The organism is Streptomyces sp. NPDC001219 (genome assembly GCF_053597915.1).
In genome coordinates, this window is the sequence record NZ_JBSFJF010000043.1 from 39895 (window position 1) to 52241 (window position 12347).

Annotated in this window: 13 protein-coding genes; 4 read left to right on the plus strand and 9 right to left on the minus strand. The window is 69.5% G+C overall.

Annotation, left to right across the window (positions count from 1 at the left end):
• Positions 1-81: 81 nt before the first annotated feature.
• A complete protein-coding gene (locus ACWC9R_RS25075; protein WP_450734691.1) occupies positions 82-642 on the minus strand; it encodes a hypothetical protein in 561 nt (186 codons plus the stop codon).
• Positions 643-864: 222 nt separating this feature from the next.
• Here ACWC9R_RS25075 and ACWC9R_RS25080 point away from each other — a divergent pair, with 222 nt between their 5' ends.
• Together ACWC9R_RS25080 and ACWC9R_RS25085 are read left to right on the plus strand one after the other, a co-directional pair.
• On the plus strand, positions 865-1404 hold the full coding sequence (locus ACWC9R_RS25080) for a hypothetical protein (protein WP_450734693.1): 540 nt from the start codon (positions 865-867) through the stop codon (positions 1402-1404).
• A 46-nt stretch (positions 1405-1450) separates the two neighbouring features.
• Positions 1451-2371, plus strand: coding sequence for a trypsin-like serine peptidase (locus ACWC9R_RS25085; RefSeq protein WP_450734695.1), 921 nt, complete (start codon positions 1451-1453; stop codon positions 2369-2371).
• An 83-nt stretch (positions 2372-2454) separates the two neighbouring features.
• On the opposite strand, the gene ACWC9R_RS25090 is transcribed toward ACWC9R_RS25085, so the two are convergent.
• Positions 2455-3186 (minus strand): S1 family peptidase, encoded by a 732-nt coding sequence (locus tag ACWC9R_RS25090; protein WP_450734696.1) that lies wholly within the window; start codon positions 3184-3186, stop codon positions 2455-2457.
• A gap of 280 nt (positions 3187-3466) precedes the next feature.
• On the opposite strand from ACWC9R_RS25090, the gene ACWC9R_RS25095 reads away from it, so the two are divergent.
• Positions 3467-3820, plus strand: coding sequence for a beta/gamma crystallin domain-containing protein (locus ACWC9R_RS25095; RefSeq protein ID WP_362613313.1), 354 nt, complete (start codon positions 3467-3469; stop codon positions 3818-3820).
• A 171-nt stretch (positions 3821-3991) separates the two neighbouring features.
• Here ACWC9R_RS25095 and ACWC9R_RS25100 read toward each other — a convergent pair whose 3' ends face one another.
• A complete protein-coding gene (locus ACWC9R_RS25100; RefSeq protein ID WP_450734699.1) occupies positions 3992-4687 on the minus strand; it encodes an SDR family oxidoreductase in 696 nt (231 codons plus the stop codon).
• A gap of 335 nt (positions 4688-5022) precedes the next feature.
• Here ACWC9R_RS25100 and ACWC9R_RS25105 point away from each other — a divergent pair, with 335 nt between their 5' ends.
• Entirely contained in the window at positions 5023-5934 is a 912-nt protein-coding gene (locus ACWC9R_RS25105) for a LysR family transcriptional regulator (RefSeq protein ID WP_450734700.1), read from the plus strand.
• A gap of 63 nt (positions 5935-5997) precedes the next feature.
• On the opposite strand, the gene ACWC9R_RS25110 is transcribed toward ACWC9R_RS25105, so the two are convergent.
• The 6 genes from ACWC9R_RS25110 to ACWC9R_RS25135 form a co-directional block, all read right to left on the minus strand.
• Positions 5998-6843: an enoyl-CoA hydratase/isomerase family protein gene (locus ACWC9R_RS25110; RefSeq protein ID WP_450734702.1), complete on the minus strand. Its 846-nt coding sequence runs from the start codon at positions 6841-6843 to the stop codon at positions 5998-6000.
• A 33-nt stretch (positions 6844-6876) separates the two neighbouring features.
• Positions 6877-7116, minus strand: a complete 240-nt coding sequence (locus tag ACWC9R_RS25115; RefSeq protein WP_450734704.1) for a hypothetical protein — start codon at positions 7114-7116, stop codon at positions 6877-6879.
• A 56-nt stretch (positions 7117-7172) separates the two neighbouring features.
• Positions 7173-8312 (minus strand): inorganic phosphate transporter, encoded by a 1140-nt coding sequence (locus ACWC9R_RS25120; RefSeq protein WP_393365362.1) that lies wholly within the window; start codon positions 8310-8312, stop codon positions 7173-7175.
• Between the two features lie 253 nt (positions 8313-8565).
• On the minus strand, positions 8566-8916 hold the full coding sequence (locus ACWC9R_RS25125; RefSeq protein ID WP_450734706.1) for a UBP-type zinc finger domain-containing protein: 351 nt from the start codon (positions 8914-8916) through the stop codon (positions 8566-8568).
• Positions 8913-10370, minus strand: a complete 1458-nt coding sequence (locus ACWC9R_RS25130; protein WP_450734708.1) for an ATP-binding protein — start codon at positions 10368-10370, stop codon at positions 8913-8915. The genes ACWC9R_RS25125 and ACWC9R_RS25130 overlap by 4 nt, the downstream gene beginning before the upstream one ends.
• Complete coding sequence (locus ACWC9R_RS25135) at positions 10367-12040, minus strand: FAD-dependent oxidoreductase (protein WP_450734710.1); 1674 nt, start codon at positions 12038-12040, stop codon at positions 10367-10369. The genes ACWC9R_RS25130 and ACWC9R_RS25135 overlap by 4 nt, the downstream gene beginning before the upstream one ends.
• Positions 12041-12347 lie beyond the last annotated feature (307 nt).

Here is a 12347-nt window from a genome sequence, read left to right on the forward strand (position 1 = left end):
GCCGACGGTGCCGGGGCGGGCTGTTGGTAAGTGACTGCTATGGGCGGCGCGTTGGACCGGAGGGAGCTGTTCCGACCAAGGTCAGAACAACCAGGCCAGGTAGGCGGAGACGGCGATTCCGGCGACGGACGTGAGAACCAGGCGCTTGGCGATCCAGGCGAGCCGGGTGCCGCTTACCGCTGCGAAGAGGTCCTGACTCGAGCCTCTCCGTGGCAGGACGCCGCTCGCCGTGACGGGAAGGGCCGCTGAGCCGATCAGGAGGCCCAGGAAGGCGAAGGCGCGGCAGATCCAGGCCGAGCCCATGCCGGCGACGACGTAGCCACCGCTGCCCTTGCGGACCTGGAGCGTGTCGCCGGGCTCGGCCTGCTGGGTGTTCACCCGGGCATGAGGATCGCTCGACCGGCCCTTGCCGTGACCGGTTTCCGCCGGGTGGAAGGTGCCGTAGCAGTGGCGCATACCTCCGCCGCCGCCCGTACCGCTGCGGCACTCGCTGACGGTCAGCTTGCCGGCCGTGCCCAAGAAGCCGCTTGCGACGGCGGCCTGGGATATGGATACGCCGCAGATGCCGAGGGCTACCAGCAGACCGACGACACCGGCGGCGCGGCCTCCGATGGTGGGCCGCAGGTCACTCGTGGTGGGCATGGGCAGACCTTATGACAGAGCCGGCCCAGGCAGGCGCCTTCATTCGGGGCGGGGGGCGGCCGCTGCTCGCCCCCCGGCCCCGGGCGCTCGCCCTGTCGGTGAGCGTCGGTCGTCGTCGGCGAATCCGTTGGTCAGCAGTCTCGCCATCCCCCACACTCAGATGTGCGCAAGGGCCCCTCAGTGATCAGTGCAGGGACTCGTAACCTGGGGAGAAGAACGAGGATGACGCATCTGCGACTTACCTGGGTTCTGTCCGGACGTGGTTGGGTCAACTGCATCGTCAGCGACAACCATGCGGAAGCCGAAGTCACGGCCTCCTACCTCACCACTGCCCCCGAAGATCTCCTGACGACTGTCACGCGTCTGATCGTCGGAGAGACGGAATGCCGGGCACAGTTCGAGGCCGAGCCCACCGCCTTCCGATGGATCTTCTACCGTGAGGGCTCCCACGTGTGGATACGCCTGCTGGAGCTTGCCCACGGCCGAGAGCACGACAACGCCGGGGCGGAGATCTGGTCCACCCAGCAGGATCTCGACGTCGTGGCCCGAGCGGTGATTCGTTGCTTCGACGAAGTCGTGAACGAGTACGGAGTGAGCGCGTACCGCGGCAAGTGGGGCGACCACTTCCCCCGCACCGAGCTCGAAGCCCTCAGGGCCGCGTGGAACGCCCATCGAGTATCGGCCAACCACGCACTTGCGCCACAAATCGCCGACAACGCAACCGAATCGGCGCATTCCTCTCTCTTGTACGGAGCGGACTGAAAGCCCCTGTCCGCCGCCTGGTGCACCAGCTGAGGAGACCTCTGTAATGTCCGAGACATCCGCCTCCGTGATCCGGCGCCTTCGTGGCCGGGCCATGGGACTCGCCGTGGCCGGTACGGCCCTCGTCCTCGCTGCCCCGGGCCCGGCGACGGCCGTGGCAGAGCAGGCTCGTGCCGCCTCGGCCGACCCGGTCTCCGTCCTGACGTACACCCCCAAAGAGCGTCAGGAGGCCCTCGCCTACTGGACGCCCGCCCGTGTGAAGGCTGTCGGGAAGTCCGTGGACCTCGGTCCGACCGGACCGAAGGCCAAGCCGTGGCAGGGCACCGCCATGAAGACCGTGGGGCGGCTCTTCTTCGTGAACGCCAACGGCGCCGACACCTGGTGCACGGCCACCGCCGTCAAGAGCGCCAACCGCTCCGCCGTGATGACCGCGGCACACTGCGTGCGCCGGGGTTCCTCTCCCGGCAACACCAACATCGCGATGGTGTTCGTCCCCGGCTACAGCAAGGGCAAGATGCCCCACGGCGCCTTCGCGGTCCGCGCCGCCGTGACCCCGCGCAGCTGGGAGACGGACTCCACCGACGATCTGTCCACGCTGGTCGTCGACGCCGACAAGAGTGGTCGCAAGCTCACCGATGTCGTCGACGGCCAGGAGATCGCCTTCAACCGCCCCGTCGGCGGCACCATTTCATCCTTCGGCTACTCCGCCACCCGCCCACAGCTCGGCGAGGAACTCCTCCGCTGCGTCGGTACGGCGAAGGAGGAGAGCGGCCTGCAGGCCATCCCCTGTGACATGACCGGCGGCTCCAGTGGCGGCCCGTGGCTGGCCGACTTCAACGCCACCACCGGCAAGGGCGTCCTGGTCTCGGTCAACAGTGCGCTGGACTCCCTGACGCCGACTCAGATGCAGGGCGAAGTGCTGGGGGCCATGGCCAAGAAGGTGTACGACCGGGCGCAGCGCAGCTGACGCAGGGGGCGCGGGTGCCTCAAAGTCAGGCCGCCGGTACGCGAACGTATCGGCGGCGTCGGTTCCTACCTGTGCCGCCTGTGTTACCGGGTGACTCGGCGAATCCAGGCGAGTTGCTGGGAGATCTCCCCGGCTTCGGCGACGTTCTCCCGGTCGGAGCCGTCAAAGACGCCGAGGAGGGTTTCGGAGCCGGACGGGGCGATGCTCATCACCGGGCCTCCGGAGTCGCCGCCGGCGGGTATCCCGGACACCTTTTCCATGCAGAAGTCCGAGCCGCCCGGTGCGGTGTAGCCCGCGCACCGGGGGTCGTCCGGCCGTACGACCCGCAGGTCCGACTGCTTGAGCACGGGGGACTGGCAGGTGTTCTCGTCCTCGGTGCAGGTGGCGCCCCACCCGTACTGCCGCACGGCCTGGCCGAGGTGGACACCGGCCGTGGCCAGGCGCGCCGGGGTGACCTTCATCGGCGGGACCTTGATCAGCATCATGTCGGCCTGCGCGCTTCCGACGCGTCCGCCGGGTACCGGACGGACGGTGGTGCCCTTCCGGATGTCGAGGCTGCCGACCCGGAACGAGATCCGCTTGTCGGCGACCGGCTGTGCCTGCTCGTAGAAGCAGTGCGAGGCGCTGATGATCCACTGGGGTGTGACCGCTGTCCCCGTGCAGGTCGGTTGCCCGTCGACGAGCATGCGCACCGCCCACGGGCCGTAGGTGCTCTTCGAACCGCCGATGACGGCGGAGGCCGGCGTGGCCGACATCATCGAGCCCGTCACCAGCAGTAAGACGGTCAGCAGCAGCACACGAACTTGACGCATCATCCGGAACAGTTCCTCTCCTCGGGGAATGGGCCGTAATGGTGGTGATATACCCCGTTGAGTCGAGAAGTTGTTGTCTGTAGCGTCCCGTTCCCGTGTTCCAGGATGCTTGTGTATGTCCCGGTCAGGGCCCATTTCTTCGTTCCAGCGTCCCAAACTGCCTTGTTTCGTGGCGACTGGGACAGATCACCCCACACGCTCGGATCATCCGGGCACCACATCGACGCCACCACGGTGGTGGCGAAGTGAGCGCCCGGTTCGGAAATCGAGGCAAGGAGAAGCTGTGATCTCGAAGACCAAGAAGGTCGTGCGTTCGGCGGCCGTGGCGTTCGCCGCAGCCGCCGCGGTCACCCTGACCGTACCGACCGGCAACGCCTACGCCATCGACCATGTCACCTGTCGCGGCGGGGAGAACTTCCTGAAGATCTGGTCACACAGCGGCGGACGGCAGAGCGTCGACTGCTACGCGAACCGGGGGAAGATCTCCTTCGGCGGCTGGTGGGTCGACAAGATCTCCACAGGAAACAACGACTTGATCTACTACGACGCCAATGGCGACTCGGTGAAGATCGAGCGGTGGCACGAGATCTCCTTCCCGAACCGTCCGCCGAAGGTCAACTCCATCGAAATCCTGTGACGAGTTGACGGGCTGATGGCCCGTCCGGGGAGCCATTTCCGCTGATGTTGGCCACGCCTTTCCGGGCGTGGCCAACACCGCGTGAAGGCGCCGTTTGTGCGATTGCTTTCGTGGCACCTCGGGCCCACCCGGCTCGCCGACGCCGGCCGGCGAGGGCCGGTGGTCACGCGTCTACCAGGGCACAACCTTCCCCTGGTAGTCGAGGAACTGGAGGCCGGGCTCTCCCCGATGGCGCTCGATCGTCTCCGCGACGCCCGGAATGCTCTCCTCCACGCTGAGATCGGCGTGCGGTCCGCCGAGTTCGGTGCGCACCCAGCCCGGGTCGACGAGCAGCAGCGTCCGCGTGTCCTCGGCATGGCGGGCGGCGTAGCTGCGCATCAGCTGGTTCAGCGCGGACTTGCTGGCCCGGTACAGATCCTGCCCGCCGCGGGTGTTCAGCGCGATGCTGCCTTGGCTGGAGGACATGACACCGATGGTTCCGGTCGGCGCGACCAGGGGGCGGAGGGTCTCCACGACACGCATCGGGCTGAGCGCGTTGGTGATCATGACCTCGGTGAACATGTCCGTCGGGACTTCCCCGATGGGCATATCGCCGCGCGTGATGGCGGCGTTGACGAAGAGCAGGTCGAGGGTGCGCCGCGCCAGTCGGTCGCGCAGTGCCGAGACCTGTTCCGGCTCGGTCATCTCCAGCGACTCGATGGTCAGCCGCCCTCCGGACGCGTCGGCCAGGTCGTGGAGGCCGGTACGCCGGTTGCCGCGGACCGTGCCGATGACGTCCCAGCCGAGGCGGAGGTACTCGGCGGCGAGCGCGAGGCCCAGGGCCCGGGAGGCTCCGACGATGAGGGCGGTCTTACGGGTGTCGGTCATGTGATTCCTATCGTGGTGAGGGTGACTGCGATGCACGGTTGGCTGACGGCCGTCGTCGGCCGGCATCGTTCGCCGGGCGGAGTGGCCGGGTATCGATCGGTGGGTGGGCCGGCCATCGCGTCGACGCGCTCACGGCCGGCGTCAGAGAGCTGGGCGGGGGCGCACACGACGACCCCGATGTCTTCACCGCGGGACGGAGCGGTCTCCAGCCGGATTGCGCAGGATCTGGCTGTCGTTGCCGCTCGCCGGAGCGGCGATGACGATCATGAATCAAGTCTCCGAGCGATGCGGCCGGGCGTCCAATACCCTTTCGAGCACGTTGATACCTTTCGGGTATGGATTTAGATCTGCGGAAGCTCCGCTATTTCGTCGCCGTGGCCGAGCACCGGCAATTCGGCCGGGCCGCACAGGCGTTGTTCATCGCGCAGCCGGTCCTCAGCCGGCAGATCCGCGCGTTCGAGCAGGAGCTGGGCTGCCTGCTGTTCACGCGGACCACGCGCAGCGTTGAACTCACGGCCGCAGGGCGGCAGTTGTACGACGAGGCGCGAAGGATCAGCACGGTGGTGGACACGGCGCTGCGGCGGGTGCACGAGGCCGAGCAGGGCGAGCAGCGGCTCGTCGTCGCCTTCTCGCCCGGCCTGCATGTGTCGGACGCGATCCGCGCGTTCACGGCGAGCCATCCGAAGGTCGAGATCGATGTCTTTCCGCTGCGCTGGTGGGAGCAGGACGCACCGCTCCGCGACGGCCGCGCGCACGTCGGATACCTCCGGCGCCCCTTCGACGATTCGGGTCTGCGCACCGTCCCCATCGGCCACGAGTCCAAGGTCGCCTGCCTGCCCGTGACGCATCCGCTGGCCGGCCGGCAGGCTCTCACCTCGGCCGATCTCGACAAGGAGCCGGTCCTCGACGTCAGGAAGCGGCGGACGTCCTCACTGGAGGAGAAGTTCGAACTCATCGCCTCCGGGCAGGGCATCGCGCTCGTCCCGGTCAGGGTCGCCGGCTCCTACTCCCGCCCTGACCTCGTCTACCTGCCCGTCACCGACGCCCCGCCCGTCGAGACCTGCCTGGCGGCACCGGAGAGCAGCTGCGTGGGTCTCGTACCGGACTTCCTGCAGATCGCCACCGCGACCCTGCGCGGGGACTCCGGCGATGCGGGGCGGGAGGCGGAGGTCGGCGCGACCGCGGACCCGGTGCCCGACGGCAGCGACCGCAGTTGGCCGCAGGCGGGCGAGGCATCTGCCTGCTGATCGCCGTACCCGCAGGTCACAGGCCGGTTGCCTGCCGTCGTCTGCCTGCCGTCGTCCGTTGCATCAGTCGACGGCCTTCAGCTCGCCCAGTACGTCGCCGAGGCCGAGTTCGGTAGGGCCACGGGTCTGGAAGCCCCGCTCGAACAGCTCTGCCGTGCGTTGCCGCGTTGCCTCACTCCGTACGAGCTGCTGGAACAGGGCGGCATCCGCGCGTACGTCGGCGGGGGTCGGCAGAGTGAGGGCGTTGACGGCTGCCTTGGCCGCGATCAGTGCGTCGCGGGGGAAGTCCCCCATGCGCGCGGCCAGGCCGGCCACGAACTCGTCCAGCTCGGCGTCGGGCACCGCGCGGTTGATCCATCCGTAGCGTTCGGCGAGTTCGGCATCGAAGTCGGCCGAGGTCAGCACGGCTTCGAGTGCTCGGCCCCGGCCCAGCAGGCGGGCGAGGCGCTGGATCGCTCCCGCACCGGGCGTGGTGCCGATGCCGACCTCGGGCTGGCCCAGGACGGCGTTCTCCCGGGAGGCGAAGCGCATGTCGCAGGCGAGGAGGAACTCGCTGCCCGCCCCTCGGGCACGGCCGCGCAGTTTGGCGATCGTGACGGCCGGGATCTCGCTGAGCTTGCGGAACAGCATCCCCAGCGAGGCGTCGCCCGGCCCTCCGGCCTTCGCGGCTTCAGCGGTGTACTCGGGCACTTTCGTCAGGTCGACGTGCGGGAAAAAGAAGTCGGGGTCCGCGCTGTCGAAGACCACCACCCGTGCGGTCGCCGGTTGGGAGAGTTCCCCGAGCAGCCCGACCAGGTCGCGCACGACCTCGGGACCGATGAGGTTGAGCGGCGGGGCGTTGAAGGTCGCGGACAGGACGTTGCCGTCCAGCCTGGTGCTGATGCCGATGGTTTCGTACGGGACGGTCATGTGCTCTTCCTCTCGGCGCTCCCGACTCAGCCCTCAGCCGGGAACGATCATGTCGATCCCGTAGGCCGCGACCGCGAGGCAGGCGGCGAAGCACAGCAGGGCCGTGGCGGTCGCCATCTTCTGGTGCCGGCCCCGGGGCGCCTCGGGGCCGGGCTCGCCACGTCCGGCGCGGCCCCACGCGGCCAGGCCGAGCGAGAACATCACGACCACCACCACGGTGATCCCGAGGCTGGCTCCGAAGACCCCGGCGAGAGTGCCCCAGTCGATGTCCATCCCGATTCCCCTTCCGCTGCCTGTTTCCTGGCGACGGCACGTCCGGTCGTGCCGGTTCAGGCGGCTGAATCGACCGTGGACTTCGTGGCGTTCGCCGGCAGCTCATTGACGTTCTCCGGATTCACCGGGCGGCGGCGCGAGAGCACGTAGAAGGCCGTGGCGGCGGCCACGGCGACGCCCGCCACCAGGGCCACCCCCGCGGTGCCCCGGCCGGCCACCCACGCTGCCACGCCTCCCACGGCGGCCGCGGCCGGCAGCGTCAGCAGCCACGACACCGCGATCCGCCCCGCGACGCTCCAGCGCACATGTGCCAGCCTGCGGCCCAGCCCCGCACCGAGGATGCTGCCGGTGCACACCTGGGTGGTCGACAGCGCGAAGCCCATGTGCGACGAGGCGAGGATCACCGCGGTCGCGCTGGTCTCGGCGGCGAAGCCCTGCGGGGCCTGGATGTCGGTGAGGCCCTTGCCCATGGTCCGGATGATCCGCCAGCCGCCCGCGTAGGTGCCCAGGGAGATCGCCAGACCCGCGCTCAGCACCACCCACCAGGGCGGGCCCGCGCCATGGTCGAGCACGCCGCCCGCGATGAGCGCGAGGGTGATGACGCCCATGGTCTTCTGGGCGTCGTTGGTGCCGTGGGCCAGGGCCACCAGGGACGCCGACCCGATCTGTCCCGCGCGAAAGCCCTTGCCGACGGCGCGGCGCGACGTCCTCCGGGTGATCACGTAGGCGAGGTAGGTGGCCAGCAGCGCCACGACGCAGGCCACCACCGGCGAGGCGACCGCAGGGATCACGATCTTCTCGATGATCGCGCCGAAGCGCACCGCGGACCCCCCGGCCCCCACCCACACCGCACCGATCAGCCCGCCGAAAAGGGCGTGGGACGAACTGGAGGGCAGTCCGAGAAGCCAGGTGACCAGATTCCACAGGATCGCCCCGATCAGACCGGCGAAGATCATCACCAGGGACACTTCGCTGTCCTGGACTATGCCGCCCGAGATCGTCTTGGCCACCTCCGTGGAGAGGAAGGCACCGGCCAGATTGAGGACACCCGCGACGGCGACGGCAACCCGGGGGCTCAGCGCTCCGGTGGCGATGGAGGTGGCCATCGAGTTGGCGGTGTCGTGGAATCCGTTGGTGAAGTCGAAGGCCAAGGCGGTGAGGATCACGGCCACGAGCAGGAAGGAGACAGATGCCATCCTGGTCCTCCACATTGAGGGCAGTCCGGCCGTGTCGGCTCTCCGGACCATGTGTACGAACCGCCGTTCCTCTCCCACGCTAAGCGCCGCTCCCGATCGCCGCCAACGCGAGGGCGCGGGCCGGTCGGTGGGGCCCGGCCGCGTCAGCGCAGCGCCGGACTCGGCGACGGGAGCCGGCGTGGAACGGCCCAGCGCGGAGCCCCACCGCGGTCTGACTGCCGCAGGGGGCCGCGCAGTGAGATGTGGGGTCTGCCTATCCCAGACGGTCGGTCCAGTCCGCCGGGACCCGTCCCGCGGGGCCGGGGGTGGGCTGATCGGCCGGGTGGCTCTCCGGGGGCGCCAGGGGCGGGCCCGAGGCGTACATCTCCGAGGTCTCGTAGTCGTAGAACCAGGTTTCGCCCGGTTCGAAGCTGCGGATCACCGGGTGTCCGGTGGCCCGCGTGTGGGCCGTCGCGTGCTTGGCGGGGGAGTCGTCGCAACAGCCGACGTGGCCGCACTGGGCGCAGCGTCGCAGGTGGAACCACCAGCCACCGTCAATGTCGCACTCGAAGCAGCCGGTTCCGCTGGGCGGGACCGAGGGGTCGATTCCGTTCGGGGAACTCATGAGGGCTCCTGTGGGGGAGGGGGATCGGGTGCGGCCAGCGGGAGGCGTACCTGGAAGCGGGTGTCGCCGGGGACGGAGTGGAACCGCAGGTCCCCGTTGTGCTTGTTGACGATGATGCGCCACGAGATGTCCAGGCCGAGACCTGTGCCGTCGCCCACCGGTTTGGTGGTGAAGAACGGGTCGAAGACACGGTCGCCGATCTCCGCGGGGATGCCGGGGCCGGTGTCGCCGAACTCGACGAGCAGATGGTCGCCGTCCCGCGCGGTGCGTACGGTCAAGGTGCCGTCGCTGCCGGTGCTGTTCATCGCCGAGACGGCGTTGTCGATCAGATTCGTCCACACCTGGTTGAGCTCACTGGGGTAGGCCGGGATGTTCGGCAGGCCGCGGTCGTAGTCCTTGACGACGGTGATGCGGGGGCCGATCTTCGCGGAGACCATCAGCAGGGTGCTGTCCAGCAGTTCGTGCACGTCGGCGACCTGGTGGGGCGCTCGGTCGAGCTGTGAGTACTGCTTGGCCGCGGTGACGAGGGCCGAGACGCGATGGGTCGACTCCTCGATCTCGTTCATCAGCAGTTCGGTCTCCACGGTGTAGTTGAGCCACCGCACGGCACCTTCGAGGGTGTCCGGGTCCACCGCCGCGGCGATCTGGTCCAGCCAGTCGGTGTCGAGGCCGGCCTGTACGAAGGTCGGCGCGAGCTGCCAGCCGTCCCCGATGCCGTGGTCCTCCAGCCAGTCGGCGAGGGCGTCCTCCCGGTCCGAGGCCTCCAGCGGGCTCAGAGCGGTGGCCTTGGCGACGCGTTCGGCCGTGCGCTCCTGGACCTCGATGAGCGTCTCCAGGCTGTCGCGCCGGTACGGGCGTGCCGCGATGATGCCGAGCTTGTGGCGCATCCCGGCAACGCGCTCGCGCAGCGCGGATGTTGCGCGCACGGCCGCGGTGGCGGGGTTGTTCAGCTCATGGGTCAGCCCGGCGGACAGCGACCCCAGAGCCAGCAGCCGTTCTCGTTGGCCGACGGCCTCCTGGGTGCTCTTTGCGCCGAAGAAGAGGCCTTCGAGCAGGTGCACGGCCATGGGAAACCACTCGCGCATGATCGAGGCGAAGGTCTCCGCGGGCAGCACGAAGAAGCGGGTGGGCTCGGTGACCCGCAGGGAGTTGTTGTACACCTGCCGCAGGCGGTCTCCCAGGTAGGCCTGGAAGGCCCCGGCGTACACCCCGCGGCTGGAACTGCGGGTGATCTCCACGTCGTAGTCCCCGATCCGGCGGGAGAGCACGACCGTCCCTTCGAGCAGCACGTAGAAGCACGTGGCGTCGTCGCCCTCCCCGTACACGGGCCCGGGTGCGAACTCCTCCACGCGGCCTTCGCGGCAGAGCCGGGCGATCTGGTCGGAGTCCAGCTTCTCGAACAGGAACAGCGAGCCGAGTTCCTCCTGGCTGCACGGCAGCGGCCGGCCGTTCATGACTGCTCCAGATACCGGTGGGCGAGCATGACCGCCATGGCGCCCTCTCCCACCGCCGAAGCGACACGCTTGGCGGACTCGGCGCGGGCGTCCCCGGCCACGAACACGCCCGGGACGTTCGTCTCCAGGTGGTACGGCGGCCGGTCCAGCTCCCAGTCCGCCGGCGGGCGCCCGTCCGCGGTCAGGTCGGGGCCGGTCAGGATGAACCCGCGGGAGTCCCGGAGCACCGTGCCCTCCAGCCATTCGGTCCGCGGGGCCGCGCCGATGAAGACGAACATCCACTGCGCGTCGACGAGTTCGGTGTGGCCGGTCGCCGTGTCGCGCAGGGTGATCTGCTCCAGTTGATGCGCCCCGTGGGCGGCGTCGACGACCGTGTGGGTGCGCACGGAGATCGTGGGCGTCTCGTCGACCTGCTGGATGAGGTAGTGCGACATCGACGTGGCCAAGGAGGACCTGCGCACCAGTACGGTGACCGACTTGGCGCTCCGGGCCAGGTATATCGCGGCCTGACCGGCGGAGTTCGCGCCGCCGACGATATACACGTCATGGTCCTGGCACGCGGCCGCTTCGGTCAGTGCCGAGCCGTAGAACACTCCGCAGCCCGTCAACTCGGTCACCCGGGGTGCCTCCAGCTGCCGGTACGACACGCCGGTCGCGAGGATCACGGAGTGCGCGGCGACAGCGGAGCCGTCCGCGAACCGGACGACGCGCGAGGCGCCACTGACCTCCAGCCCGGTGACCTCGCGCGCGGTCAGTATCTCCGCACCGAACTTCGTCGCCTGACGCCGGGCCCGGTCGGTGAGCTGCGCCCCGGACACGCCGTCCGGAAAGCCGAGATAGTTCTCGATGCGCGAACTCTGCCCCGCCTGGCCCCCGGTGGCGGAGCGCTCGACGAGAACGGTCCGCAGGCCCTCGGAGGCCCCGTACACCGCCGCACCCAGACCGGCCGGTCCGCCGCCGATGACGACCAGGTCGTAGAAGTCGGTCGCCGGGGTCGTCGCGAGGCCGACCCGGCCGGCGAGCTCCTGGTCCTCGGGCTCGATCAGGGCCGTACCGTCCGGAGTGATCACCAGCGGGAGCCGCCGGCCCTCCTGGCCCGCGGCGCACAGCAGCCGCTGACCTTCCGGTTCGTCGGACGAGTACCAGCGGTACGGCACCTGGTTACGGGCCAGGAACTCCCGCACCGCCGAGGAACGCGCCGACCAGCGGTGTCCGACGACCTTGGTGACCGCCACCGGCCGGTGGTCGCTGGCCCGCCAGGCCGACAGGAGATCGTCGAGGACGGGGTAGAGCTTCTCCTCGGGCGGTTCCCAGGGCTTGAGGAGGTAGTGGTCGAGGTCGATGACATTGATCGCGTCGATGGCCGCTTCCGTGTCCGCGTACGCGGTCAGCAGGACCCGCCGGGCCTCGGGGTAGATGTCGAGCGCCTGCTCAAGGAACTCGATGCCGTTCATCTGCGGCATCCGGTAGTCGGCCACTATCACCGCGACAGGGCCGCCGCGCAGCTTCAGCTCGCGCAGGGCGGTCAGCGCGGACTCGCCGGACTCCGCGCGCACGATCCGGTACGACGCGCCGTAGCGCCGCCGCAGATCGCGGGCCACAGCGCGTGACACACCCGGGTCGTCGTCCACCGTCAGGATGACGGTCCGCTCCGGACCGACCTGATCCATAGGCATCCCGTCCCCGGGTCGCTCGCCCTTCCGCACCGCTCTCCCGCGCCTGTCGGGCACGGTGGTGCGTCCGCACTGTCCATCTTATGGGTGATTGTCGCCCTGTGCTGCGGCGAGATCAGGGGGGCGGTGGTGTGACGGTGCTGCGGCGTGACGGCGCTGCGGTCTCACGGCGGCGTGACGGTGATCGCTGTGTGGCCGTATCCGCCTCGCCGCCGCACCGGCCTGGTCCGGCGGCCCGCCCGTGCGCACTCGGCGAACGGCTCCAGCGGCGCGACATGGCCGTTCCCGGTGGTCCGACGTCACC

Excerpts from the sequence above, each read along its gene's own strand:
- ACWC9R_RS25075 (WP_450734691.1), bottom strand. The coding sequence starts at position 642 with ATGCCCACCACGAGTGACCTGCGGCCCACCATCGGAGGCCGCGCCGCC.
- ACWC9R_RS25080 (WP_450734693.1), top strand. The coding sequence starts at position 865 with ATGACGCATCTGCGACTTACCTGGGTTCTGTCCGGACGTGGTTGGGTC.
- ACWC9R_RS25085 (WP_450734695.1), top strand. The coding sequence starts at position 1,451 with ATGTCCGAGACATCCGCCTCCGTGATCCGGCGCCTTCGTGGCCGGGCC.
- ACWC9R_RS25090 (WP_450734696.1), bottom strand. The coding sequence starts at position 3,186 with ATGATGCGTCAAGTTCGTGTGCTGCTGCTGACCGTCTTACTGCTGGTG.
- ACWC9R_RS25100 (WP_450734699.1), bottom strand. The coding sequence starts at position 4,687 with ATGACCGACACCCGTAAGACCGCCCTCATCGTCGGAGCCTCCCGGGCC.
- ACWC9R_RS25105 (WP_450734700.1), top strand. The coding sequence starts at position 5,023 with ATGGATTTAGATCTGCGGAAGCTCCGCTATTTCGTCGCCGTGGCCGAG.
- ACWC9R_RS25110 (WP_450734702.1), bottom strand. The coding sequence starts at position 6,843 with ATGACCGTCCCGTACGAAACCATCGGCATCAGCACCAGGCTGGACGGC.
- ACWC9R_RS25115 (WP_450734704.1), bottom strand. The coding sequence starts at position 7,116 with ATGGACATCGACTGGGGCACTCTCGCCGGGGTCTTCGGAGCCAGCCTC.
- ACWC9R_RS25120 (WP_393365362.1), bottom strand. The coding sequence starts at position 8,312 with ATGGCATCTGTCTCCTTCCTGCTCGTGGCCGTGATCCTCACCGCCTTG.
- ACWC9R_RS25125 (WP_450734706.1), bottom strand. The coding sequence starts at position 8,916 with ATGAGTTCCCCGAACGGAATCGACCCCTCGGTCCCGCCCAGCGGAACC.
- ACWC9R_RS25130 (WP_450734708.1), bottom strand. The coding sequence starts at position 10,370 with ATGAACGGCCGGCCGCTGCCGTGCAGCCAGGAGGAACTCGGCTCGCTG.
- ACWC9R_RS25135 (WP_450734710.1), bottom strand. The coding sequence starts at position 12,040 with ATGGATCAGGTCGGTCCGGAGCGGACCGTCATCCTGACGGTGGACGAC.